We start from the raw sequence: 22709 nt of genomic DNA on the forward strand, positions 1-22709 counted from the left end.
GGGCGAGGGTAGGGAACAGGCGCAGCGGGCACGTCGCGTGCCGGGGCGGCAACGCGGCGAACGAAGCAGCCCGGCACTGCCCTGAGATTAAGGCATCGGCGTGCCGGGCGGCCCCGTTCGGCGCGGATCGCCGGAGATCCCATCACATAGACCCGGTTACGTTGTGACACAACATAACCGGAGTCTGGGTCGTCTCAGACGGGGAAGAGACTGTGCTTGCGCGGGTTGGGCTCGGCGCTCGCCTCCTTGTCGCGCAGCAGGCGCAGCGCGCGACGGATCTCCAGCCTGGTCCGCGACGGCTCGATCACCGCATCGATGTAGCCGCGCTCGGCGGCGATCCATGGCGTGGCCACCGTGGCGTTGTACTGCTCGATCATGTAGTCGCGCACCGCCGCGCGTTGCTCGGGGGGCACCTGGGCGATCTGACGCTTGCCGACGATGCTCACCGCGCTCTCGGCGCCCATCACGGCGATGCGCGCCGTCGGCCAGGCCAGGCTGACGTCTGCGCCGAGTTGCTTGCAGCCCATCACGGCGTAGCCGCCGCCGTAAGCCTTGCGCACCACGACGGTGACGATCGGGACGGTCGACTCGATCACCGCGCGGAAGAACCGCCCGCCGCGTTTGATCACCCCGCTGCGCTCCTCCTCCACGCCGGGCAGCACACCGGGGGTGTCCACGACGAAGATCAGCGGCAACCCGAAGACATTGCACAAGCGGATGAAATGCGTCGCCTTGTCCGAACATTTGGCGTCGATCGCGCCGCCGAGCACCAGGGGCTGGTTCGCGATCACCCCGACGCTGCGCCCGTCCACCCTGGCGAAGCCGGTGATCAGGTTCTGCGCGGTGGCCGCGCTGATCTCGTGGAAGTCGCCGTCGTCGAACAGGCGCAGCAAGATCTCGTGCATGTCGTAGCCCTGCCGATCGGAATCGGGAATGATCGAGTCCAGCTCCAGATCGTGCGGCGTGACCTGCGGCTCCAGCCCCGGGTTGACGATCGGGCCGGGCTCCAGGCAACTCGACGGCAGATAGCTCAGATAGGTCCTGGCCCAGTCGAAGGCGTCCTGCTCGGTGGCGGCGACGTGGTGGACGGTGCCGGTGGCGGCCTGCGCCTGCGCGCCGCCCAGCTCCTCCATGGTCACCTCCTCGCCGGTGACCTCCTTGATCACCTCGGGCCCGGTGACGAACATGTACGACTTCTCGGTCGCGATCAGGACGTCGGTGTTCACCGGTGCGTAGACCGACCCGGCCGCGCATTTGCCCAGCATGATCGATACCTGTGGCACGAAGCCGGACAGCCGTTCCTGGCGGCGGCTCATCAGCGCGTACCACGCCAGCGAGGTGACCGCGTCCTGGATGCGGGCGCCACCGGAGTCGTTGATCGCGACGACCGGGCAGGCATTCGTGGTGGCGAAATCGAGCGCGGCGGCGACTTTGCGGCCGAACATCTCACCCACCGAGCCGCCGAAGACGGTCTGATCGTGCGCGATCACCACGACGGGCCTGCCGTCGATCCGGCCGCGCCCGGTGACCACGCCGTCGCCGTACATGGCGCCGGGGGTGCCCGGCTGGCGCACCAGCGCGCCGATCTCCACGAAACTCCCGGGGTCGAGGAGTGCGCGCACCCGCTCCCGCGCGCTGGGAATGCCCTTGCTCTTGCGCTTCGCGATTCCGTTCTCGCCCGCGGGCTCCTCGGCCAGCTCCAGGATCGCCCGCAGCTCGTCCAGCTTCTCTCGCGTACCGCTCATATGTGGTGTAGCCCTTCGAAACTCGTCGCGACGCCGTACGGCAGCGCGGCGCTCGATGCTATCGGCGCCGCGATCCGCTGCACAGCCCATCGGAAGATCTCATGGAACAGCTCACAGGTTTGCCTTTCGAATCCACGGTTCATAGCACGCACCGGACCGGTCGGCCGCGACGACACGGACTGTGCGACGTCCCAATCGTGGCCGTGAGCGTCGATGAACCGTCCTCACAGCGTCGGAGGGGGCTTCTCAGGTCGGTGCCGACGGATCTAGGGTGAGCTCGACGCAGCGCCGGAAATGCGCGGACGGCGCTGCGTCACATACTCCGGAGATCGGCGGGCCGGCGACGGCTCGGGCGCCGGATTCGAAAATCGCGGTGCCGCAGCGGTTCTGTCCGTGCCGGACCCCGTCGGCCTCGATCCGCTCGAAAAGCTTGTGACGGTGCCCAACCGGTCGGTCGACCACTGATGACTTACCCGATTCGGCGCGACATATCTCGATTCCATCACGATCCGTCGCTAACCTTCGGAAGGCATGATGGGCAGGCAGCCGAGAACGAGTACCGAGACGTTGACATCGAAACTCGTCGAACACCTCGCCGAGCGCGTCGGCCACGACGCCTCCGGCGATGTCGCGAGCACTGCGCGAAACTGTTTGGCGGCCGCCGTCGAACTGCTGGCGCCGCGTCCGGCGCATGCGGCGTCGCGACCCCCGGAGATCGCCGGTTTCGCCTCGCGCTGGGCGCGGGAGGGCATCGCGCTGGAAACGGTGCTCGGCGCGTATCACGACGAAATCCGCAACGGACTGGAATTGCTCGCCGACGAGGCCGCCGACGAGCGGACCGACCATTTTCTCGCGGGTGCGCGACTGGCGATCCACGTCCTGGAAATGGTAACGGTGGCGGCGTCGACCGCTTATGTGGACGAGCATCGCGCGGTCGCGCGGGAACATCAGACCGCCGCCCAGACGCTGGTCTCCGCGTTGCTGGGCGGGCACGCGGTCGGCGAACTCGCCAGGGCGACCGGCATTCCGATCGCACGGTCCTACCAGGTCGTGGCGCTGGGCATTCCGGCGCACCCGGACGAGCGAAGACCCGTCACGGGCACAGAGGCGGCCCGGCGCAAACTCCGGCGGGTCCAGGCCGCGCTGGCCGATCCGCTCGGCTCACGGGCGTTGTCGGTGCTGTCCGCCGCCGGCGGCACGGTGCTGGTGCCGATCGATGACGTGCCCGCCCGCACCGGAACGTTCAACATGACCCCCGACGTGCTGACCATCGTCGGCGAGGCCGCCGAGGTGCCGCTGACCGCCGCCGTGGCCACCGGGCGCACCGCACGCATTCCCGAATTGGCCGGGCGCGCCCACGATCTGCTGGACCGGTTGCGGGCGGCGGGCAGGCCCCCTGGGCTGTACGGGGTGACCGACGCGGGCGACATCGCGGGTTGTGATCTGCCCCAGCCCGGTCATATGACCATCGTCACCTCGCCCAACGATCACGTAATCGGCCGTTCGGCCTGAAATTTCGCCGGTATCGTCGAATGTGCCCTGAAATCGAGGGTGAGCAAAGGAGTGCGAGTGACCACCGCGTTGACCGATCGCGATATTCTACGCGAACTCGAACCCACTGCCGAACGCCTGCTCAACGACCATCTGCGCAAGGCCAAGTCCTGGAATCCGCACGATTACGTGCCGTGGGACGACGGGCGTAATTTCGCCGCCCTCGGCGGAATCGATTGGGAACCGGGACAATCCGGACTTTCCGAAGTCGCGCAGACGGCGATGATCACCAATCTGCTCACCGAGGACAATCTGCCGTCGTATCACCGGGAGATCTCGGACGCGTTCTCCCTGGACGGGGTGTGGGGTACCTGGGTGGGCCGGTGGACTGCCGAGGAGAACCGCCACGCCATCGTGATGCGCGACTATCTGGTGGTGACCCGCGCGGTCGATCCGGTGCTGCTCGAGCAGGCCAGGATGGCGCATATGACCTCTGGCTTCGCGAAACCCGACACGGAGCAAGTGTTCCTGCGTTCGGTGGCCTACGTCACACTGCAAGAGCTGGCGACCAGGATCAGCCACCGGAATACCGGAGCGGCCTGCGAGGAGCCGATCGCCGAGCGTATGCTGCAACGTGTCGCCGCCGACGAGAACCTGCATATGATCTTCTACCGGAACATCAGCGCCGCCGCTCTGGACCTCGTGCCGAACGAAGCGCTGCGCGCGATCACCACCGTGGTCACCCGCTTTCAGATGCCCGGACTATCCCAGCCGAACTTCCGGCGTAACGCGGTGCTGCTGGCCGAGCACGGCATCTACGATCTGCGCCAGCATCTCGACGTGGTCGTGCGCCCGGTGCTGCGCGCGTGGCATGTCTTCGAGCGCACCGACCTGACCGGTGACGGCGAACGCGCCCGCGACGAACTGCACGCCTACCTCGGGGATTTGGAGTTGAAGGCGCGACGGTTCGAGGAGCGGCGCGAGCGCGCTGCGGCCAGACGAGCGGAACGGGCCGCCGCGGCAGGATGAGGTCGCGCGTTCCGATCACCGCGGCGGCGATGGCCCTCATCGCCGCGGTCACCGCTGCTCCCGTGTTCGCCGATCCGGTGCCGCAGGCCCCGCCGCCCGCGGTGGACCCGGCCATGACCCGCACGGGGCTGCTGTCGATCGAAAAGGTCGCCGAGGGGCATGAGCGGCTCTCCATCGCGTCCGCGGCGATGCGCAGGATCATCTCGGTCGACGTGCTGCGCGGCAGCGGCCAGGCGCCACGCCCGGTGCTGTATCTGCTCGACGGCGTGGACGGCGACGCCACATCGGCATGGCTGGGCAAGGGCGGTGCCGCCGAATTCTTCGCGGGCAAACCGGTCGACGTGGTGCTCACCGGCGGCGGCACCGGCAGCATGTACAGCGACTGGGTCCGCCATGACACCGCGCTGGGACTCAATCGCTGGGAGACCTTCCTCACCACCGAGCTTCCGCCCATCGTGGAATCGCTGCTGCGCACCGACGGCCGCCGCGCCATCGCCGGAGTGTCGATGGGGGCGCAGGCGGCGATGATGCTCGCCCAGCGCCACCCCGGCTGGTATCGCGCCGTCGCCGGGATGAGCGGGTGCTATTCCACCGCGGACCCGCTCGGTCACGCGGTCACCACCATCACGGTCGCCTCACGCGGTGGCAACGTCGACAATCTCTGGGGGCCGCCGTCCTCACCGGAATGGGCCGCGCACGACAGCCTGTTGCATGCGGAGAACCTGCGTGGCACCGCTGTCTACCTCTCGGCGGCCGCCGGGCTGCCGACCGGCGCCGACCTGGTGGCGGTCGCGAACTCCCCGTCGGTCGCGGACGCGCTGCGCACCGCGGGCGGCGGCGCGGCGCTGGAGGCGGGTGCCCGTGCCTGCACCGAGCGGTTCGCCACCCGCCTGTCCGAGCTGCGGATTCCCGCGACCGTGGAGTACACCGCGGAGGGCATGCACACCTGGCCGGATTTCCAGGCCCAGCTGCCGCGGGCCTGGCGGGTGCTGGCGGAGGCGCTCGGAGTGCCCTCCTCCCCGTGAATCGCGGCGGAATCAGCGCGGCGCGCTCGCGTTGACATCGGTATGATCTCGGCGCTGTCCTCTGTCCGGTTCTCCGTTCTCGATCGGTCGCGCGTACGGCGCGGTCAGAGCCATCCGGTCGCGCTGCGGGAGACCGTCGAGTTCGCCCGGCTCGCCGAGGAATGGGGCTATCACCGCTTCTGGGTGTCCGAGCACCACAGCGTGCCCGGCGTTGCGGGTTCGGCGCCGACCGTGCTGGCGGCGGCCGCGGCGGCCGCGACCTCGCGGATCCGCATCGGCACCGGCGGCGTGATGCTGCCCAATCATCAGCCACTGGTGGTCGCCGAACAGTTCGGCGTGCTGGAATCGCTGTACCCGGGACGCATCGACATGGGGTTGGGCCGCTCGGTCGGCTTCACCGACGGCGTGCGGCATGCGCTCGGGCACGACAAGCGCGACGCGGAGGACTTCGACGCCCGGCTCGCCGAACTCCTGGCGTACTTCACCGAGGGAAGGCAGGGGGTGCACGCCTGGCCCGCCGAGGGACTGCGGGTTCCCGCGTTCCTGCTGGCGACCGGCTCCGGCGCCGAACGCGCCGCCCGTTTCGGGCTGCCGCTGGTGATCGCCCCGGCCGGCGGCGAGGACCGCATGGTCGAGGCCATCGAGCGCTACCGCGCCGAATTCCGCCCCGCCCTCGCCGGCGCCGAACCCTACGTGATGGTCTCCGGTTCGATCGTCATCGCCGACACCACCGCGCAGGCCCACCGGCTGCTGCTGCCGGAGGCGTGGTCCGCCGCGTACGCGCGCACCCGTGGCGAGTTCCCGCCCCTGCTGCCGCCCGCCGAGATCGAGGCACGCACCATGACCGACCGGGAGCGCCGAATCGTCGAGGAGGGGCTGCGCGGCCATCTGTACGGCACCGAGGACGAGGTCGCCGACCACCTCGAGCGGCTGGTGACCAAGACGGGCGCGGACGAGATCCTCGTGCACACCAGCACTTACGATCGCGCGGCGCGGCTGGATTCGCATCGCCGCCTGGCGCTGCTCACCGGTCTGTCGCCCGACCGCGCAGACCGCGATCGCGCGGACGCGCGGTCCGGCCGAGCCGCCTGATCGCGATATCGCCTACGGGAAGAGCACTTCGGCGGCGGCGTAGCCGAACAGTCTGCGTCCCTCCGCGTGCGCCTCGACCGCGATGGTCGCCCGCCGCTTGCGGGCATCGATCGAGGTGACCCGGCCGCGGAAGTGGATCGTGCCCGCCCCCACCGACGGTATCCGTAGGTGATGAGTGTTGTGCGCGAACTGAGCGCGAAAACGGCTGATCGCCGCGGGATCACCGAGCCAGGAACTCAGGAACGAGGTGGTCAGCCCGAGTTTCAGCATGCCGGGCGCCACCACGGTCGGCAGGCCGCTGGCGACGGCGACACGTTCGTCGAACAGCACCGGATTGGACTCGCCGGTCACGCCGGCGTAGTTGACCAAATCGCCACGGGACAGGCGCATGGTGCGAACGGGCAGTTCGGTGCCCACCGCCAGGTCGTCGAAATCGACACGCGTGCGCGGTATCCGAGGGTCGGGCGTCGGCGCGAGATGGTCCGCCGCGGCCGGGGCGACGGCGCTGCCCGGGGCCGGCGCCTCGGGGCAGCGATGTCCCATGGCTACTTGGCGCACCGCATCGGCCAACCCGGGATCACGCTCGCCGACGCGCGCGAGCAGCGCGCTGGAACCGGTCTGCACCACGGCGCCGTGCTGGTCGATCAGCACACTCTTGATCGCGAGGACGTCGTAGTCGCCGAAGTGCCGGAACGATTCGAAATAGATGTCGCAGGTCAGCCGATCACCGGCCACCAACGGCCTGCCGAAGTCGAAGACCTGGTCCGCATGCAGAATCCGGGTCGGGTCGTAACCGGTGATCAGCGTGTCCAGTATTTCGCGATGCACCCTGGTGAGAATGATCGAGCTGAACGTCGCCGGGGCGATGAGTCCGGAAAAGCCGAGTTCGGCCGCGGCGGCCTCGCTTCGATGCGCCGGATGCGAATCCTGGACGGCGCGGGCGAATTCACGGATCTTTTCCCGTTCCACCTCGTAGCGAAGAGTGGAACGGTAACGATGGTCGACCAGCGACATCGCCTGTTCGGCGGGATTCACGGCGGTCTCGTTCATGGTTGCTCCTGTATTGCGAAACGGTAATCGACGGCGGCATCCCGTCAGGGGAGCGGACCGAACCGCCAGAGGGCGGGCGGCACCTGCTCGGGGGTCACGGTGCCGACGACGTCCACCCCGGCGTCGTGGAAGGTGCCCACCGCCCGGTCCATGTGATCGGCCGACGTGATCACCACGGCGTCGCGCGCGCCGATCGCGCGCATGATCGTGGCCGAGCGCACGGCGTTCTGCGCGGTCGTGTCGGCCTCCGGCTCGAGCTCGATCCGGGTGGACGGGACGCCGCGGGCGATCAGCCAATCGGCCATCGCCCGTGCCTCGGTGACGCCGTTGCGTGCGTTGCCGCCGGTCACGATGATCGGCGAGAAGGGCGCCAGCAGCGCCTGCGCGTATCCGGCGTGCAGACGATCGATCAGTTCCGGGCGCATGCCACCGTCGGGCAGCAGTCCGTAGCCGAGCACGACGATGGCGGTGACCGGCCCGCGCACCGTCGGCGTCGGGGCGGGGAAGAGGGCGGACGGCGCGGTGATCGAGGGGCTCGCGGCGGCGGAGCCAGAGCCGTCCGCGGCGGCGTGCGGGGGGTTGGTCAGCGCGGCGGTGACAGCGAATGCGCCCAGCACGGTGCGGGCGAGGGTAACCATGATGGCGGACACGGGATCTCCCAGTGGTTAGCCACCGGATGGCCACCGATGGCTGGGTTCAGCGTCCATCCATGATGCGGCCGTCGGCTGTTGCGGAACCGTAATCGCCTGGTGATCTGGAAAATTCACCGTTTCGGCGTCGTCGGCTTGTGCCGTCCGACCTATTCGCCGAATTCATGAAAATGCCCTTTTCGCGTACTTTGTGCCGTCTCCCTAGCCGTGGCCGAACGCATTCGTGAGGTCTCCAGATCCAGCTCTTCCGCATAGGCCGTCCCGTTTTCCGGTTCTAGCGTTGGCGCAGCTTCGGTGCCGTCTACCAGCGAGAACGGCGCCGGCCGTCGAACACCGTGGTTCTGCAGGAAGGCAAATCATGAAACGAAGTACCTACGGGCGATCGTCCTTGGCGGCGGTGCTGCTGAGCGTTTCGGTGCTCGCCGTCGGTGCGTCCGGCGCGAACGCGGCGCCGGAGGCTCAGCCCACCGAACAGCAGTTGGCCGACTACATCGCGGCGGGCCGCACGGCCGCGCCGGTGGCGGATTCGGGCAGCGCGGGCACCGGCTCGGCCTGCACCTCGGGTAGCGGCGCCGGGTCGGGCAACGGATCCGGGGACTGCTACGGCGGATCGGGCAGCAGCTCGGGATCCTCCGGCGGATACGCCAGTGACACCGTGGGTTACGGTCCGCCGATGACCTCGTGGCTGGCCGCGTTCGGCTACGGGCTGACCCACCCGGACGCGGCCCCGCCGGGCGCCAACGACTGGAGCTGCAAGCCGACCGCCGAGCACCCCCGCCCGGTGGTGCTGGTGCACGGCACCTGGATGAACGCCTACAACGGCTTCGCCTTCATGGGTCAGCCCATCAAGGACGCGGGCTTCTGCACCTTCACCTTCAACTACGGCCGGTCCAACCTGCTCGAGGGCGGTGGTCTCGGATCGGTACTGCCCGGGGTGATGGGCACCGGCTACATCCAGGACTCGGCCAAGCAGCTGGCCACGTTCGTCGACCGGGTGCTGGCCGCGACCGGGGCGTCGGAGGTGGACCTCGTCGCGCATTCGCAGGGCGGGTCGATGTCGAACTGGTACACCAAGTTCGAAGGCGGCGCGGCCAAGGTGAAGAATCTGGTCACCTACGGCGCCACGCATCACGGCACCAGTCTGGACGGCATCGGTGCGCTGGGCCGGGCGATCAACAACTTCGGCATCGACATCCTCGGCTTCATCGAGATCTTCGTCGGGCACGCGGGCATTCAGCAGACGATCGGCTCGGACTTCGTCAACAAGCTCAACGAGAACGGCGACACCGTTTCCGGGGTCGACTACACCGTGGTCGGCACCCGCTACGACGAGATCACCAATCCCTACGATCTGACCTTCCTGAAGGCGGCGCCCGGCGTCACGGTGCAGAACATCACGCTGCAGGACGGATGCGAACAGGACGTGTCCGACCACCTCACGATGATGTATTCACCGCGGGCGTTGTCCATCGCGCTGCGCGCGCTGGACCCGGCCGGTCACCCGAATCTGGAGTGCACCTTCAACCCGTGGTTGCTCGGCGGCGGGGGCTCGCTGTGATCACCGGATGACCTGCTCCCGTCGAGCGGCGTGGCTTGTGCCTCGACTCCGCCCGCCTGCTCGACGGGAGCACCGGCCGCCACGCGTTCCTGCCCGCCGGACGGGATCTCTCAACCCGCCCCTGTCCGGCGCGTACGTCCCCGGCGCGCGGCGGTATGCCCACCGAGTGGCCCCTCGCACCCGCTGCTCGGTGGGCATCGGCGTGTTCCGGGGACGCTCCGTTTCGTGCACTATCGCCAACATTGGCAATCGACAATGTCTTTCAGCGCCCTAAGGTTGACCAACCTTAGTGTTCGTCCGAACCGCTTCGTGCCCGAACAGGAGCCATGCATGCCGGTATCCGGTTCCACGCGTAGAACCTTCTTGCGCGCGGCGGGCTTCGGCGCGGCGGCCTTGTCCGCCGCCTGCACCGGATTCGCCACCAGCGGCAACGGCGGAATGATCTTCCTGTCCACGCAGTTCCGTCCCGCCGACGAGGCCGAACGGTTCCGCGGCCTGCTCGCCGATGCCGCACCCGGCGTCGGTTACGTGACCATCGAAGAGAGCCCGTTCGCGAGCCAGGTCCGCAGCCAGGTCGACGCGGGAGCGACGCAGATCGGCCTGCTCGGCGGCCTGCACGGCGACATCGCGCCGCTCGCCGACGGCTATTTGCAAGACCTCACCGGTTTGGTCGCCGACCTCGGCCCCCGTGGGTGGCCCGCCGCCTACCTGGAACTGGCCAGGGTGGGCACCGACCGCACGTGGTACATCCCCTGGGCCACCGCGAGTTATGTCCTTGCCGCACATGCGGAGGCGCTGGAGCATCTGCCGACCGGCTCCGATGCCGCGTCGCTGACCTATGACCAGTTCCTGGACTGGGCCATCGCCGCGCGCCGCGCCAACGGCAATCGTCCCGTGCTGGGTCTGCCCGCGGGACCCAAGGGCCTGCTGCACCGCTTCGTCCAGGGCTTCTTGCTGCCCTCGTTCACCGGCGGGCAGATCACCACCTTCCGCTCGAACGAGGCAGTGACGGCGTGGCGATACCTGCGTGAGCTGTGGGCGAACTGCGTCCCGGCGAGCACGAACTCCGACTTCATGCAGGAGCCGCTCGACAGCGGCGAGGTGCGCCTGGCGTGGGATCACGTCGTGCGCCTGGTCCACGCGCCCGAGCGCGACCCGCGCAACTGGCGGATGCTTCCCGCGCCCCGTGGCCCGCACGGCCTCGGCTACATGGCCGTGATCGCCGGACTCGCGATTCCCGAGGGCAGCCCGGACCCCGAACTGGCGCAGCGGACGATCAGCACGCTCACCCGTCCGGACACTCAACTGCGGCTGCTGCGTTCCAACGGTTTCTTCCCATCGGTCGACACGGCGATCCCGGGCGACCTGCCACCGGCCATCCAGCTCGAGGCCTATGCGGTGCGCAGGCAGCAAGAGGCGCCCGGCGCCATTCTTTCGCTGCCACCGGTGGGTCTCGGACAGCGTGAAGGCGAGGTGAGCAAGGTTTTCAAAGACAGTTTCCGCTCGATCGTGCTCGACGGGGCCGATATCCGCGCCACGCTGGATCAGCAGGCTCGGGTCCTGCAAGGCATCCTCGACGACCTGAAGGTGCCGTGCTGGGCTCCGGATCCCGCCGCCGAACTCTGCCGGGTGGGCTGACCATGATGTCGAGACTGCGCTCCCCGTGGATGCTGCTGCTGCCCTCGATCGTCCTGATGGCGGCGCTGTTCGGCTGGCCGCTCGTGCAGGGCGTGCTCGAGGCGTTCCGTGGCGGCGACGGACTCACCCTCGCCAACTGGGAGCGACTGTTCGACGATCCCTACATCTTCACCGCACTGCGCAACACGGTCCTGCTGATCGTGATCGTCGTGCCCATCCAGCTCGCGCTCGCCGTCGGCATGGCGCTGCTCATGCAGGCGCGGCCGCGGTTCGCCGGCGGCCACTTCTACCTGTGGTGCCTGCCGCTGGCGATCTCCGAATTGGCCGCGGGCCTGGTCTGGCTGTCCATTTTCGACAACCGCGGCTATCTGAATTCCCTGCTGGTCGGCCTCGGTGTCTCCGACGACGGCGTGCAGTGGCTCGGCTACCAGAACGCGGGCACGATGCTGCTGGCCGTCGTGGTGGCGGAGGTCTGGCGCGCGACGTCGCTGGTGTTCGTGATCGTGGTGGCGGGCGTGCAGATGATCCCGCGTGACTACGACGAGGCCGCGCAGGTGTTCGGCGCGAACTTCTGGCAGCGGCTGCGGCACGTGACGCTGCCGCTGCTCGGGCCGAGTCTGCAGGTGGCGCTGATCCTGCGGACCATCCTGGCCTTGCAGGCGTTCGCCGTGGCGCAGGCATTGACCGGGCGGGACTTTCCGCTTCTGGTGGGCGAGACCTACGAGTGGTACGCCAATCTGCAGAATCCCGCGGTCGCCAGCGCTGTCTCGCTGATCGTGCTCGCGATCTCGCTCGCCACCGCGGTCTTCTACCTGCGGGCGGTCCGGCAGCCGGAGCAGGCGCGATGAACCCGGACAGCGCCCCGTCGCGCGCACTGCCACCCGTCGATCGCGCGCCGCTGCGCAGGCGCCGCAGGCGCGCGGTGTGGGTGCAGGTGGCCTGCTCGGCCGTGAGCCTGTTCATGGCGTTGCCGATCGTTCTCATCGGCCTCGCCGCGGTGTCCTCCCGCGAGGCGCTCAACCAGTTCCCGAAGCCGCTGATCCCCGGCGATTTCTCCACCGAAACGCTGGTCGCGTTCTTCCGGGCGACGGGAACCGCCGCCGCCCTGGGCAACTCGGTGCTGGTCGGCCTCTACACGGTGTTCTGGTCCCTGGTGATCGGCGCGCCGGCGGGATATGCGCTCGCGCGCCACGCGTTTCGCGGCAAAGACACCTATCAGGTCTTCATCCTCTTCGTGCGCGCCTTGCCGATCGTGGTGCTCTCGGTGCCGCTGGCCACGATGTTCCTGCGCGTCGACGTGTACGACACGGTGCTGGCCGTGACGCTGGTACACACCACGCTCGCGTTGCCGACCACCGTGCTCATCACGGCGAGCATCTTCGTCGCGGTGCCGCCCGATCTGGAGGAGGCGGCCCAGGTCTTCGGATGCGGCCGCTGGCAGGCCGCGCGCCGGATCGTGGTGCCGCTGGCGCTGCCGGGGCTGGCCGCGTCCTCGATCTTCACATTCGTCCTGTCGTGGAACGAGATCCTCGGCGCGACGATCGTGACACTCGGGCACCGCACGCTGCCCGCGCAGGTGCTCACCGCGCTGGACGAGGCGTCGACGGCGTACCGCTTCGCGGGCGGCTTCGCGTTGATCATCCCGGCGCTGGCGTTCATCTTCGTGATGCGGCGCTACCTGGTGAACATGTGGGGGACGACGCTGCGATGACAGGGGTTCGCTGATGGCTGAAGTGGTGGTCCGGGATCTGGCGAAGACCTACCCCGGCGGTACGGCGCGCGCCACCGACGAGGTCTCGCTGGAGATCTCCGACGGCGAGTTCATGGTGCTGCTCGGACCGTCCGGCTGCGGCAAGACCACCTTGCTGCGCATGATCGCCGGGTTGGAGCTGCCGGACTCGGGTCAGATCGTGATCGGCGGCAAGGACGTCACCTATCTCGAGCCGCGGCGGCGCAATCTGTCCATGGTGTTCCAGTCCTACGCCGTGTTCCCCAACAAGAAGGTCGCCGACAACATCGGTTTCGGCCTGCGCGTGCACGGCGTGCCCGCCGACGAGATCCGTCGCAAAGTCGCCTGGGCCGCGGAGCTGTTGCAGCTCACGCCCTACCTGGACCGCTACCCGGCGCGGCTGTCGGGCGGCCAGCGCCAGCGCGTCGCGGTAGCGCGGGCGATCGTGATGGACGCCGACGTGCTGCTCATGGACGAGCCGCTGTCCAACTTGGACGCGCTGCTGCGGCTGTCGTTCCGGGCCGAGCTGAAACGACTCGTCGCCGAACTCGGCACCACCACCATCTACGTCACCCACGACCAGATCGAGGCGCTGTCGCTGGGCAACCGCGTCGCCGTGATGCGCGCCGGGGCGATCGTCCAGTGCGGCCCGCCCACCGAGGTCTACGACGATCCCGCCACCGAATTCGTCGGCGGCTTCCTCGGCAGCCCGCCGATGAACTTCCTCACCGGCACGGTCGCCGCCGGAGCGGCCGGGCCGCGCATCGACCTGGGCGGGCAATCGCTCGCCGTTCCTCCCGAGTTGTCCTCCTTCGAGGGCAAGACGCTGCGGCTCGGCATCCGCCCCGAGGCCGTCGTGCTGGCCGACAACCCCGCGGACGCGACAGTGCGGGCCGAACTCGAAGTGCTGGAGCCACTGGGCTCTTCGACCCTGCTCACCACCCGCCTCAGCGGGCAGACGGTGAAAGTCCAAGCGCCGCCGGGCTTCCGCGCCGACGAGGGCGGCACTGCGAATCTGCACCTTCCTCCCGAAGCATGCCGCTGGTACGACCCGGAAACCGGGCTGCTCCTGCCGGTTGGGTGAGCACCGGACGCCGGCCAGGTATCCGGGGCGAGACGGGCGAGGTCATCGGCTCTCTTCCGCGCGGCCGGAGGTGACAGGCACTTGGTGCGCGGCGGATTCGGACACCGGCTCGTCCCGCCTTGCACTGGCGGATGTGGGCTCGGCCGACGGTGCGGCAGGCTCGGGCAACCGGACCGAGGCGGGCTGTGTGAGCCCGGCCGGCGGGGTCGGCAGGTGCAGTTGATGCCGTAGCGCGGCGACCAGTGCGGCGGTCTGGGCCGGTTCGGCGGTGCCGAAGACGTACCGGTCCGGGCGCAGCAGGACCACTCCGCCCGGATGCAGCCGGGCGCGGCGGAACCAGCGCGCCAGCGCGCCGGTGTGGTCTTCGATGTCGGTGAGGTCTTCGCGGCCGTCGCCGGGTTTGCCCTGCGGGCGTCCGCCCAGCGGGTAGACCGTCACGAAGCGGGTGTCGAGGGCGCGCAGAACGTCCAGGTCCGCGGGGGAGAAGACGCGGCGTGGGTCGGAACCGTAACCCAGGACGGCGAAACCGAGGCCGAGCGTGTCGTCGAGTCGCTGATGCCTGCCGTGGTAAGTGCGGATCTCGGGCTGGGGCGCGAGTCTGCCCTGAACTCCGCGGATCAGCGGGCGAGGCAGGCCCAGGTAGGCGCCGCGGCGGAAGCGCGGGGCGGGCTTGATCTTCGCCTGGCGGATCCAACCACCGAGGCCGGGTAGCCGCACCGTGGTGGAGATGAGGGTGTCGCGAGCCGCTGCGAGGAACCGGTTGTCGATGGAGACGACGTTCTTGTTGAATACCGACAGGTCGATCATGGCCTTGGCGTGCGGTCGGCGTTCGCTCTCGTAACTGTCCAGGATCGCCGGGTCGGCGCCGTGGCGCAGGATCGCGGTGAGCTTCCAGGACAGATTATCCGCGTCGCGCACACCGGAATTCATGCCCTGGCCGATGAATTGCGGGGTCATGTGCGCGGCGTCGCCGGCGATCAGGATCCGGCGCTCGCGCCAGCGGTCGGCGACCACGGCGTTGAAGGTGTAGACGAGCTTGCGCAGCACCTCGACCTCGTCGGGGTCGACGTAGCGGGAGATGTGGCGGCGCACGGTGCCGGTGTCCTCCATCTCCTCCTTGGTCTGGTCCTCGCGCAGCATGAACTCGAAGCGGTGGTGCCCGTCCGGCTGTGGGCAGGACACGATCGGCAGCTCGGGGTCGCAGACGAAGTCGAAGTAGGGCAGGTGCCGGAACGCGTCGACGCCCTCGCGTGCCTTCAGATCGACCACCAGCCAACGCTCGGGAAAGCTGGTGCCCGACATATCGATCCCCAGCTCGGTGCGCACGATGCTGCGCCCGCCGTCGCAGCCGACGAGGAACTTCGCGCGCACCCGTTCGGTGCTGCCCGCAACGATCTCCGCATCGCGTTTGCCGTAGCCGGTACCCGTGCACTCGGCGTGCTCGACGCTCACCGACCCGGCGTCCTGGTCGAAACCGGTCACGGCGCGCCCGCGGCGCACGGTGACGTGCTGGTACCGGTCGAGAGCGCGTTCGAGGCTGCTCTCCAGGTAGGGCTGGTAGAGGAAGTTGGACACGGGCCAGCTCAGGGGCCGGTCGATCTGGTTGAACTGCGCGAGCACCTTCCCGTCGCCGCGGACCCATTGGACGGTGGAGTCGAGGTTCATCTCGGCGTTGATCTCGTCGGCGACATCGGCGGTTTGGAAGATCCGCATGCATTCGTCATCGGTGTAGACCGCGCGGGCCAGGCCGTAGTACTCGGGTTCGCGTTCGAGAACGAGCACGTCGATGCCGCGGCGGCCGAGCAGGTTGGCCAGGGTCAGGCCGGTCGGGCCGAGCCCCACGATCACGATCTCGTGGTCGAATTCGCTCATCTGACAAGACCTCCGGTGAGTTCGGGGACGGTGATCTCCGGGGTGCGCAGGCGCGCGGCCGCGGTGCGGAGCTGGGCGAGCTTGGCCAGCGGGGTCTCGGAGACGGTGTGGTGGCCCCAGATGCTGATGCCCTGATAGGTCGTCGCCGCCCATGCGGCGTCGAGTTCCGGGGTGATGACGATCGGGTTCCAGCCGACCTCGAGTTCGAAACCCGAGGGAGTGACGCAGTAGAACGACAGTTCGCGGTCGTTGGTGTGCTGCCCGACCGACCATGCCATCCGGAACCCGAGATCGGTGACGCGGCCGTAGGCGGCGAGCATGTCCTCGAGGGTGGCGGACTGGATATTGACGTGCTGGACCCGGGTGCGGATGGGGTCGATCTTGATGCCGCGGATGTTGGCGACGGCGATCGAGTGGTGGCGTTCGTTGACCCGCAGGAAGCGGATCTTCATCGTCAGCCCGGAGATGTTCTCGTCGATGAAGTCCGACAGCCGCGAGTCGAACAGGGTGCGGTAGTAGGCGTGCATCGATTCCGGTTCCCGCGACACGATCGCCACATGGCCCAGGCCGGCTTCGCCGGTGACCCAGCCGGAGTTGAGCATGCGCAGCGGTTCGGGTGTGGTCAGCGCGGTGGTGAAGATCTCGGTGGCGATGCCTTTCGGGCCGGGGAAGCGCCACAGCCGCTGCACCCCGCGCAGCGCGGTCTCCTCGGCGGTGCCTTCCTCGATCGGCACGCCGCGATCGCTGACCCGGGCCAGGATGCGGTCGAATGTCTCGTGGTCGTCGACCTGCCAGCCCAAGGCGGTCACATCTTCGGCGGGGCCGCGTCGGATCAGGAACCGGCAGGCCCGGTCATCGAGACGGAATCGCAGGGTGTCGGCGTCGAGCCGATCGGCGTGTAGCCCTATCGCCGCCGCGCCGAAGCGCTCCCAATCCGGCAACCGCTGCGACTGCACCGCCAGGTAGCCCAGGTGGACCGCACCGTAGACCGAGTCCTCGGCGTTCGGCAGCGAATCGCTCATCGCGACCATCCGCCCGGCCTCGACTCCGTTGTCAGCGCTTGGCACAGTCACCTCCACAGCTCTAGTGATGAAATCATCAGTCAAGATGGAGATATCTGTCAAGCCAATATTGATGATTCGATCAGAATCTGTTCTACCTCGCGAATCGTAACTGACCGATCCCTCAGTTATGATTTCTCTAGGACGAACAGGGGAAGGTCTGATGACTGCCGAACCAGTGGTGCGTACCCGCACCGATCGCCGCCGTGAGCGCACCCGCAACGCCCTGCTCGGTGCGGCGCGCAAGTTCCTGTCCGAGGGGCGTTCGGTGGTCAGCATCCAGGAGATCACCGAGGCCGCCGACGTCGGATTCGGCTCGTTCTACAACCACTTCGAGTCCAAGGACCAGCTCTTCGACGAGGCGGTTCGCTCGGCGCTGCAGGTCTACAGCGAAATGCGCGACCAGATCGTGGCCCTCTACGAGGACCCGGCCGAAGTGTTCGCCGTGAGCTTCCGGATGACCGGCCGGTTGCAGCGGCGCATCCCGGAGATGGTGCGTGTGGTGCTCAACTCCGGCATGGCCGTGATGCTGCTCGACGAGGGCCTCGCGCCTCGCGCCCGCCGCGACATCCGCGCGGCCCAGGACGCGGGCCGGTTCGAGCCGATGGATCCCGACCTGGCGGTCATGGCCGCCGGTGGTGCGATGCTGGGGCTGCTGCAACTGCTCGATGCCGACCCTGCCGCCGACGCCGACGCGCTGTCGGACGAGATGACCTACCGCATGCTGCGCATGTTCGGGATGAACAAGCGGACCGCGCAGCGTCTCAGCTCCGGCGACCTTCCCGACATCCCGCAGCTCTGAGCGGCCCTTCCGCGGGCGCTGCCGCCGTGCATCGGGACGGCGCCTGACCTGCCCCGCCGGTCAGTGGCGGTTGGCGGCCCGGGCCACGGCCCGGAACAGGCGGGTTCGCACCTCGCGGCGCATTCGGGTGAGCAACGGCGACTCGGGTGCGTTCGCCGGCGTTGCGCCGAAACGAGGGAACAAGGCGGTGGCGTTCGCGCGGTGGATCGCGCGCCGCGTCGCCTCGTCGCAGCCGGGGTATTCGGTCAGCCCGGCATCGAAGTAGTGCACCGCGGGTTCGGGCGCGAAGGGCCAGTCGCTGCCGTAGAGCACGTGGCCCGGCTCGGCGAACGCGAGCAGGGTCGGCAGCGCCGCCGCGCTCGAAGACAGGGCGGTGTCGAAGTAGAAGCCGGCGAACTCGCCGAGCACCTCGATCGGGCTGCGGCCGGTTTGGGTGAAGATGCCCAGCGACATCCGGTGTGAGGCGTAGGGGACGAATCCACCTCCGTGGCTGAGTATGAACCGGATGTTGGGAAAGCGCTCGCGGATTCCGTTGCGCACCAGCAGATACGCAGCGCGCGTGGTGTCCAGCAGAAAGTCCGCGGCGAAGGACGGCGCGCCCGGCACGGCGGGACCGGGCAGGTCCGCCGGATGGACGAAAGCCACCGCCGAGCGCTCGTCCAGCACCCGGAACAGATCGTCCTGACCCTCCTCGCCCAAGTACACCCCGCGCGAGTTGCCCAACAGCACCACGCCGTCGGCGCCCAGGGTGTCCAAGGCGCGGGTGGCCTCGGCGGCGGCCGCCTCGATATGGGGCATGGGGGCGGTGGCGAAGAACCCGAAGGTCTGCGGCGCGCCGGCGGAGAGCTCGGCGGCGTAGTCGTTGACCGCCCGTGCCAGACGCGCTGCCTCGACCGGATCGGAGAGGAAGGCCGTGCCCGGTGTCGAGATCGACAGGACGGACGAGCCGATCCCGACGCCGGCCATCATGTCCCGGGCCGCCGCCGGGCTCCAGTCCGGCAGATCCCGGCCGCCTGCCGCTGCGATGCCGTGCGCGCCGAGCGCCTCGCGGTAGACGGGAGGCACCAAGTGCTGGTGGACGTCGATCCGGTCCAGCGACATGCCGCAGCCCTTTCTTCTTGATGGACTCATCAATGTAATGAGCACATCAATCTTCTTGACGATGGGATTCTCATACTTGAGACTTTCATCATTATACGGGCTGACTCTACACCCGGTGATACCGGAACCGGCGATCGGTTCGTCCGCTTCACCACCGCACTCATGGGGGATCGCCGACGCCGCGCCCATGGCCGCGCTGGTACTTCGCATCAGCGGGCCGATCGCGCGGGATCGTCGTCGAGCAGTTCCGATCAGGCGCCTTTTGCCCAAGCCCAGGCTGTCAGCTGCCACTGTGCCTCGAACTTCCCGAGCGCGACGATGAAGATCGAGCCGGTTTGCGTTACCCGCTTGCCCTGGACATCGACTGTCATGGTCGCGGGAACAACGACATAGGCGTGGTCATCCGAGACCTCGGCGTGCCGCGGCTCGCCGGCCGCGATGTGGTAGCCCGATGCTCCTGTGCGCTCGCCTTCCTTTTGTACGTCCCTCCACCACTCCTCACTGGCTGTCGGCCCGTGCCACACAGGTGGCGACATTCCGTCGAGTATCTGCATCGGGTCGGCGCACAACGCTGCCATCGCGTTCGGGTCGGCGTTGTTGAAGGCATCGACGTATCGGAGCACCACCGTTGTCGGGTCGTCCGGGCTGTTCACAACGAGCCTCCTCGCCGGGGTGGTTGCGGTCATTCCATGGTGGCGAGGTTGTGCCAGAGGTGTTCGAGGCTGTCGGTGCCGCCGAAGAGCGTGGTGAAGTTGGTGGAGTCGATGAGCACGATGTCGCCGGTGCGTCGCCCGGCGGGCGGCATCCAGATCAGGGCGTTGAATTCGGTGTTGCCCGCGGCGGTGAAAGGGTGGGGGCGGGTGGGGTCGACGCGCTGGCGGGCCAGCACACGGAGCGAGTCGCTTTCGGGCGCGGTGAGTTGGTAATGCGGCAGATGGGGGTGGAAGTTGAATGTGGTGACCTGGTCGAGGAGCCGGGGTGTGTCCAGGTCGCGGTACGCGGTGACGGGGAAGATCTGATCGGTGCCGTTCACGACCGCCGGGCGCAGGCCCCATGTGTTGTGGATCGGCACGCCGAGCGTTTTCATCAGCGAGCGCGTGTACTGGCCGAATCGCTGCTGGCGGGGGACCAGCGGATCGCCGTGATGGCGGTATTCGATTTGTCGCTGCGCGTTGTCGTCGCTGAAACCGACGTCGTGGTGCGGCGCGAGCAGCAGGCAGGTGCCGTCGCGTCGCAGCCACTCACCGATGGCGTCCCCCTCCTCGGGTGCGGCCTGCTGTTCGGAGAGGATGTGGTCGAGCCCGAAGATCATCAGGGTGTCGGTGTCGGCCAGGATGCGTTCATCGATGGGCAGGGTGTAACCGGCTTGGTCGATGCGCTGGAAGACCGCGACGGGATGACCGGTGGCCTCCTCGGCCAGCCGTTGGAAATCCAATGTCGAGCGGTGGAACAGCTCGAGGGTGCCTGCGATGCCTTGCAGGAAATGCGCTCTGTCGTAGTCGGGGGTCTCGTAGGCCGGCCACGTGGCGTTGCGGACTTCGGTCATCGTGGAGAAGCGGTTGTAGATTTCGGCGGGGTCGCGCTGGGCTTCCCACGGGTAACTCCACGTCCAGTAGATACTGATCCGCCGCCGCCCGTCGGCCTTGCGCGGCATGTGGCTCTGGTTGTAGGTGCGTGCCGTCGGCAGGCTGCTCATGAGGTCACCTCTGGGCTGTCGAGCCCGGCAATGTAGCGCAGGGCGCTGATACCGGGCAGGAAGAAGTACGCGCCGCCTCTGAGCGTGGTGAACGCGGGCAGGCTCGCGAACACCCTGCGGATCGGCCGCTTCGGGACGGTGAACTCCAGCGTCCCGTCCTGGGTGCCGCAGATGGGATCGTGCTCGTTGCCGAGTTCGTGAAACGACTTGTCGTTGATCCAGACGTTCTGGGCGAACTCGAACTGGCGAACCAGGCTGGCGCAGACGATGAAGGCGGCGATACCTCGGTCCGCGCCGTCGTCGGAGGCGTCCGGTGGCAGCGCGGACCCGTAGGTGGCGCCACGACGAATCATCCTGCGCCGGTTCATATGCACCGCGGTGTCACGCGGATTGAGTCGCCGCGCGTGCGCGCCCAGCGGCACGGCATAACCGTGCGGGTCCATCTCCTTATAGTTGAAGTCGTTGTTGCGTGCGGGATCCGCTCCCAGCTCCGGGTCGTCGCGGTCCGGCGAAAGCACGAGCGGGGCGCCGCTGCGCCACCGGCCCATGAGTTTGGCGGCGAGTAGTTCCTGCTCGTCGGGGGTGTCGGCGTGCTCGCGCAGGAAGTCCCGGAATGCGCCCACGTGTTCTTGCAGCCGCCGGTAGGCCATGTAGCTGCCGTTGCGGGACAAGACCTCCGGCTGCGGTTGCCCGCGGGGCGGTCCTTCCTCGTCGGGGTAGCCCAGGATGAATTCACCGGGTTGCAACGGCGCGCCAGAGCCGGGGGTCGGGTCCTCCCCGGACCCTTCGATCGCAGGCTGGGACAACCGGTCGCGGAATCCGAAGTGGTCGTGGGCGTAGTTGAACGGCGGTGTCGCATTCAAATCCAGGAACGACAACACGCGCACACCCGGACAGCCGGCCACCAGTTTCTCGTGTTCGGCCGTGCACCGCTGTCGTTCGGCCTCGGTGCGGGCGAACAGGATCGCGATGGCATGCAGGTCGTCACCGGCCAGCCCGCCCACCCAGTTGTCGGGATGATTGGCGCCGGTGTCGCCCAGGATGTCGGCGCGGGCGGCCATGCCCTCGCGGAACTCGTCGGGGAAGGTGGCGAGCGCTTGCTCCGGCACCCCGAGCGCCCGCAGGCCGTTCCAGGTGAAGGCCAGTGTGACCCAGCGCTGCGAGCTGTCCATAGTGGCGCGCACGTCCGCGGCCGACTGCACCCGGTCGAGCAGCGGGGTCAACCAGGCTCGGCCCCCGGCGGGGTCGTCGAAGGACAGGAACTCATAGCGGCCGGTCACTGCCGGGGTGCGGGTCAGCAGGATGTGTTGAATGTCGTCGAGTTCTAGCATGGTGCCGGGTTACTGCATCTGATCGAGCATGCCGGAGAACGACGCCTTCAATCGCAGCGCCTTCTTGATCTCCTCAGCGCTGACGTAAGGGTATTCGCCGTACTCGAGGAAACTCGGAAACTGATGTTCACGAACGTATTCGACGAACGCGTCCGGGTTTTCCTTCCAATCCTCCGGGAATCCCTCGAGGTTGGTGAAAACGGTGTCTATACCGGTCTGCGTGAACAGCATTACGGCGTCTTCGGTGTACTTGTCGAAATCGGTATCGAAGATGCCCTGATATTGGAAATACAGTCCGAAACCGACGTCGAACAGCAGCCACCGCAGATAGTGCAGCCGCAGCGGTGCCAACACGTCCGGGCTTGCCGCTACCGCGTCTTCGATCTGCTTGCCGTGCGCGCGGATGGCCTCTTCCCGACCGGGTTTCACCTTGGCGATGATCGAGAACCCGTAGCAGGCCGGGGTTCGCGGGAAGATCGGACCGTATCTGCCGCGCTGCAGTTCGAAGTAGCCCTCCTTGGGGATGGCCAGCGCCGCCGGCTTGCTCCAGTCCTGATCGGCGGTTGCCATATTGCGTACCTACCTTCGCCGCGTAAGCCAACTATCGAGTCGTATCATTCCTCTGCGGGTGGCACCTGAATCCGATGTCGCCCATCGGCTGAGGCCGAAAGCCGAACCTTGTTTTCGAATTGTTACGCTGCCCGGCCGCGTTACGCGTCGCGATACCCGACGAAATTCCGGCGGCAGGCAGGCAA

The 22709-nt window shown here is 68.1% G+C and carries 20 protein-coding genes; 10 read left to right on the forward strand and 10 right to left on the reverse strand.

Annotated elements, in window-relative coordinates; genetic code table 11:
• Positions 1–194: 194 nt before the first annotated feature.
• Complete coding sequence (locus ON29_RS13570) at positions 195–1745, reverse strand: acyl-CoA carboxylase subunit beta (protein ID WP_040866598.1); 1551 nt, start codon at positions 1743–1745, stop codon at positions 195–197.
• Positions 1746–2312: 567 nt separating this feature from the next.
• Here ON29_RS13570 and ON29_RS13575 point away from each other — a divergent pair.
• The 4 genes from ON29_RS13575 to ON29_RS13590 are packed head-to-tail and all read left to right on the forward strand — an operon-like array spanning position 2313 to position 6382.
• Positions 2313–3257 (forward strand): RsbRD N-terminal domain-containing protein, encoded by a 945-nt coding sequence (locus tag ON29_RS13575; RefSeq protein WP_245548942.1) that lies wholly within the window; start codon positions 2313–2315, stop codon positions 3255–3257.
• Positions 3258–3314: 57 nt separating this feature from the next.
• The gene (locus ON29_RS13580; RefSeq protein ID WP_040866599.1) at positions 3315–4265 is read left to right on the forward strand and encodes an acyl-ACP desaturase; all 951 of its coding nucleotides are present in this window, start codon (positions 3315–3317) and stop codon (positions 4263–4265) included.
• A complete protein-coding gene (locus ON29_RS13585; protein WP_040866600.1) occupies positions 4262–5290 on the forward strand; it encodes an alpha/beta hydrolase in 1029 nt (342 codons plus the stop codon). Before ON29_RS13580 ends, ON29_RS13585 begins: the two co-directional genes overlap by 4 nt.
• Before the next feature lie 42 nt (positions 5291–5332).
• On the forward strand, positions 5333–6382 hold the full coding sequence (locus ON29_RS13590; protein ID WP_051175168.1) for an LLM class flavin-dependent oxidoreductase: 1050 nt from the start codon (positions 5333–5335) through the stop codon (positions 6380–6382).
• A 12-nt stretch (positions 6383–6394) separates the two neighbouring features.
• On the opposite strand, the gene ON29_RS13595 is transcribed toward ON29_RS13590, so the two are convergent.
• Positions 6395–7432: a fused (3R)-hydroxyacyl-ACP dehydratase subunits HadA/HadB gene (locus ON29_RS13595; protein WP_040866601.1), complete on the reverse strand. Its 1038-nt coding sequence runs from the start codon at positions 7430–7432 to the stop codon at positions 6395–6397.
• A gap of 44 nt (positions 7433–7476) precedes the next feature.
• Positions 7477–8082 (reverse strand): YdcF family protein, encoded by a 606-nt coding sequence (locus ON29_RS13600; protein ID WP_051175169.1) that lies wholly within the window; start codon positions 8080–8082, stop codon positions 7477–7479.
• A gap of 358 nt (positions 8083–8440) precedes the next feature.
• Between ON29_RS13600 and ON29_RS13605 the strand changes: the two genes are divergently transcribed.
• The 5 genes from ON29_RS13605 (at position 8441) to ON29_RS13625 (ending at position 14091) form a co-directional block, all read left to right on the forward strand.
• Entirely contained in the window at positions 8441–9640 is a 1200-nt protein-coding gene (locus ON29_RS13605) for an esterase/lipase family protein (RefSeq protein ID WP_040866602.1), read from the forward strand.
• A 330-nt stretch (positions 9641–9970) separates the two neighbouring features.
• Complete coding sequence (locus tag ON29_RS13610) at positions 9971–11278, forward strand: ABC transporter substrate-binding protein (protein WP_040866603.1); 1308 nt, start codon at positions 9971–9973, stop codon at positions 11276–11278.
• A 2-nt stretch (positions 11279–11280) separates the two neighbouring features.
• Positions 11281–12126: a carbohydrate ABC transporter permease gene (locus tag ON29_RS13615; protein WP_217999160.1), complete on the forward strand. Its 846-nt coding sequence runs from the start codon at positions 11281–11283 to the stop codon at positions 12124–12126.
• Positions 12123–12989 carry a carbohydrate ABC transporter permease gene (locus ON29_RS13620; protein ID WP_040866604.1) on the forward strand — a complete coding sequence of 289 codons (867 nt, stop codon included), beginning with the start codon at positions 12123–12125 and terminating at the stop codon, positions 12987–12989. Before ON29_RS13615 ends, ON29_RS13620 begins: the two co-directional genes overlap by 4 nt.
• Positions 12990–13002: 13 nt before the next feature.
• On the forward strand, positions 13003–14091 hold the full coding sequence (locus ON29_RS13625) for an ABC transporter ATP-binding protein (protein WP_040866605.1): 1089 nt from the start codon (positions 13003–13005) through the stop codon (positions 14089–14091).
• 42 nt (positions 14092–14133) lie between these two features.
• On the opposite strand, the gene mhpA is transcribed toward ON29_RS13625, so the two are convergent.
• Together mhpA and ON29_RS13635 are read right to left on the reverse strand one after the other, a co-directional pair.
• Positions 14134–15963, reverse strand: a complete 1830-nt coding sequence (gene mhpA / locus ON29_RS13630; protein ID WP_083863463.1) for a bifunctional 3-(3-hydroxy-phenyl)propionate/3-hydroxycinnamic acid hydroxylase MhpA — start codon at positions 15961–15963, stop codon at positions 14134–14136.
• Positions 15960–16985 carry a VOC family protein gene (locus ON29_RS13635; protein ID WP_040866658.1) on the reverse strand — a complete coding sequence of 342 codons (1026 nt, stop codon included), beginning with the start codon at positions 16983–16985 and terminating at the stop codon, positions 15960–15962. Before ON29_RS13635 ends, mhpA begins: the two co-directional genes overlap by 4 nt.
• Before the next feature lie 202 nt (positions 16986–17187).
• Here ON29_RS13635 and ON29_RS13640 point away from each other — a divergent pair, with 202 nt between their 5' ends.
• Positions 17188–17826, forward strand: a complete 639-nt coding sequence (locus ON29_RS13640; RefSeq protein ID WP_040866606.1) for a TetR/AcrR family transcriptional regulator — start codon at positions 17188–17190, stop codon at positions 17824–17826.
• A gap of 60 nt (positions 17827–17886) precedes the next feature.
• On the opposite strand, the gene ON29_RS13645 is transcribed toward ON29_RS13640, so the two are convergent.
• The 5 genes from ON29_RS13645 to ON29_RS13665 all read right to left on the reverse strand — a co-directional run bounded on the left by ON29_RS13645 (position 17887) and on the right by ON29_RS13665 (position 22524).
• Positions 17887–18927 carry an amidohydrolase family protein gene (locus tag ON29_RS13645; protein WP_373283875.1) on the reverse strand — a complete coding sequence of 347 codons (1041 nt, stop codon included), beginning with the start codon at positions 18925–18927 and terminating at the stop codon, positions 17887–17889.
• Positions 18928–19178: 251 nt separating this feature from the next.
• Positions 19179–19580 carry a nuclear transport factor 2 family protein gene (locus tag ON29_RS13650; RefSeq protein WP_040866660.1) on the reverse strand — a complete coding sequence of 134 codons (402 nt, stop codon included), beginning with the start codon at positions 19578–19580 and terminating at the stop codon, positions 19179–19181.
• A gap of 29 nt (positions 19581–19609) precedes the next feature.
• Complete coding sequence (locus tag ON29_RS13655) at positions 19610–20623, reverse strand: hypothetical protein (protein WP_040866607.1); 1014 nt, start codon at positions 20621–20623, stop codon at positions 19610–19612.
• Positions 20620–21954: a Dyp-type peroxidase gene (locus tag ON29_RS13660; RefSeq protein ID WP_040866608.1), complete on the reverse strand. Its 1335-nt coding sequence runs from the start codon at positions 21952–21954 to the stop codon at positions 20620–20622. The genes ON29_RS13655 and ON29_RS13660 overlap by 4 nt, the downstream gene beginning before the upstream one ends.
• 9 nt (positions 21955–21963) lie before the next feature.
• The gene (locus ON29_RS13665; RefSeq protein ID WP_040866609.1) at positions 21964–22524 is read right to left on the reverse strand and encodes a hypothetical protein; all 561 of its coding nucleotides are present in this window, start codon (positions 22522–22524) and stop codon (positions 21964–21966) included.
• Between the last annotated feature and the right edge of the window lie 185 nt (positions 22525–22709).

The sequence above is a fragment of the Nocardia exalbida NBRC 100660 genome, assembly GCF_000308575.1.
Taxonomy (GTDB): Bacteria; Actinomycetota; Actinomycetes; order Mycobacteriales; family Mycobacteriaceae; genus Nocardia; species Nocardia exalbida.

What these genes read in the sequence shown, in the direction of transcription:
- ON29_RS13655 (WP_040866607.1), bottom strand. Translation starts at nt 20,623, where the DNA reads ATGAGCAGCCTGCCGACGGCACGCACCTACAACCAGAGCCACATGCCG.
- ON29_RS13665 (WP_040866609.1), bottom strand. Translation starts at nt 22,524, where the DNA reads ATGGCAACCGCCGATCAGGACTGGAGCAAGCCGGCGGCGCTGGCCATC.
- ON29_RS13640 (WP_040866606.1), top strand. Translation starts at nt 17,188, where the DNA reads ATGACTGCCGAACCAGTGGTGCGTACCCGCACCGATCGCCGCCGTGAG.
- ON29_RS13620 (WP_040866604.1), top strand. Translation starts at nt 12,123, where the DNA reads ATGAACCCGGACAGCGCCCCGTCGCGCGCACTGCCACCCGTCGATCGC.
- ON29_RS13645 (WP_373283875.1), bottom strand. Translation starts at nt 18,927, where the DNA reads ATGTCGCTGGACCGGATCGACGTCCACCAGCACTTGGTGCCTCCCGTC.
- ON29_RS13595 (WP_040866601.1), bottom strand. Translation starts at nt 7,432, where the DNA reads ATGAACGAGACCGCCGTGAATCCCGCCGAACAGGCGATGTCGCTGGTC.
- ON29_RS13615 (WP_217999160.1), top strand. Translation starts at nt 11,281, where the DNA reads ATGATGTCGAGACTGCGCTCCCCGTGGATGCTGCTGCTGCCCTCGATC.
- ON29_RS13635 (WP_040866658.1), bottom strand. Translation starts at nt 16,985, where the DNA reads ATGAGCGATTCGCTGCCGAACGCCGAGGACTCGGTCTACGGTGCGGTC.
- ON29_RS13610 (WP_040866603.1), top strand. Translation starts at nt 9,971, where the DNA reads ATGCCGGTATCCGGTTCCACGCGTAGAACCTTCTTGCGCGCGGCGGGC.
- mhpA (WP_083863463.1), bottom strand. Translation starts at nt 15,963, where the DNA reads ATGAGCGAATTCGACCACGAGATCGTGATCGTGGGGCTCGGCCCGACC.
- ON29_RS13585 (WP_040866600.1), top strand. Translation starts at nt 4,262, where the DNA reads ATGAGGTCGCGCGTTCCGATCACCGCGGCGGCGATGGCCCTCATCGCC.
- ON29_RS13570 (WP_040866598.1), bottom strand. Translation starts at nt 1,745, where the DNA reads ATGAGCGGTACGCGAGAGAAGCTGGACGAGCTGCGGGCGATCCTGGAG.
- ON29_RS13660 (WP_040866608.1), bottom strand. Translation starts at nt 21,954, where the DNA reads ATGCTAGAACTCGACGACATTCAACACATCCTGCTGACCCGCACCCCG.
- ON29_RS13625 (WP_040866605.1), top strand. Translation starts at nt 13,003, where the DNA reads ATGGCTGAAGTGGTGGTCCGGGATCTGGCGAAGACCTACCCCGGCGGT.
- ON29_RS13605 (WP_040866602.1), top strand. Translation starts at nt 8,441, where the DNA reads ATGAAACGAAGTACCTACGGGCGATCGTCCTTGGCGGCGGTGCTGCTG.
- ON29_RS13590 (WP_051175168.1), top strand. Translation starts at nt 5,333, where the DNA reads ATGATCTCGGCGCTGTCCTCTGTCCGGTTCTCCGTTCTCGATCGGTCG.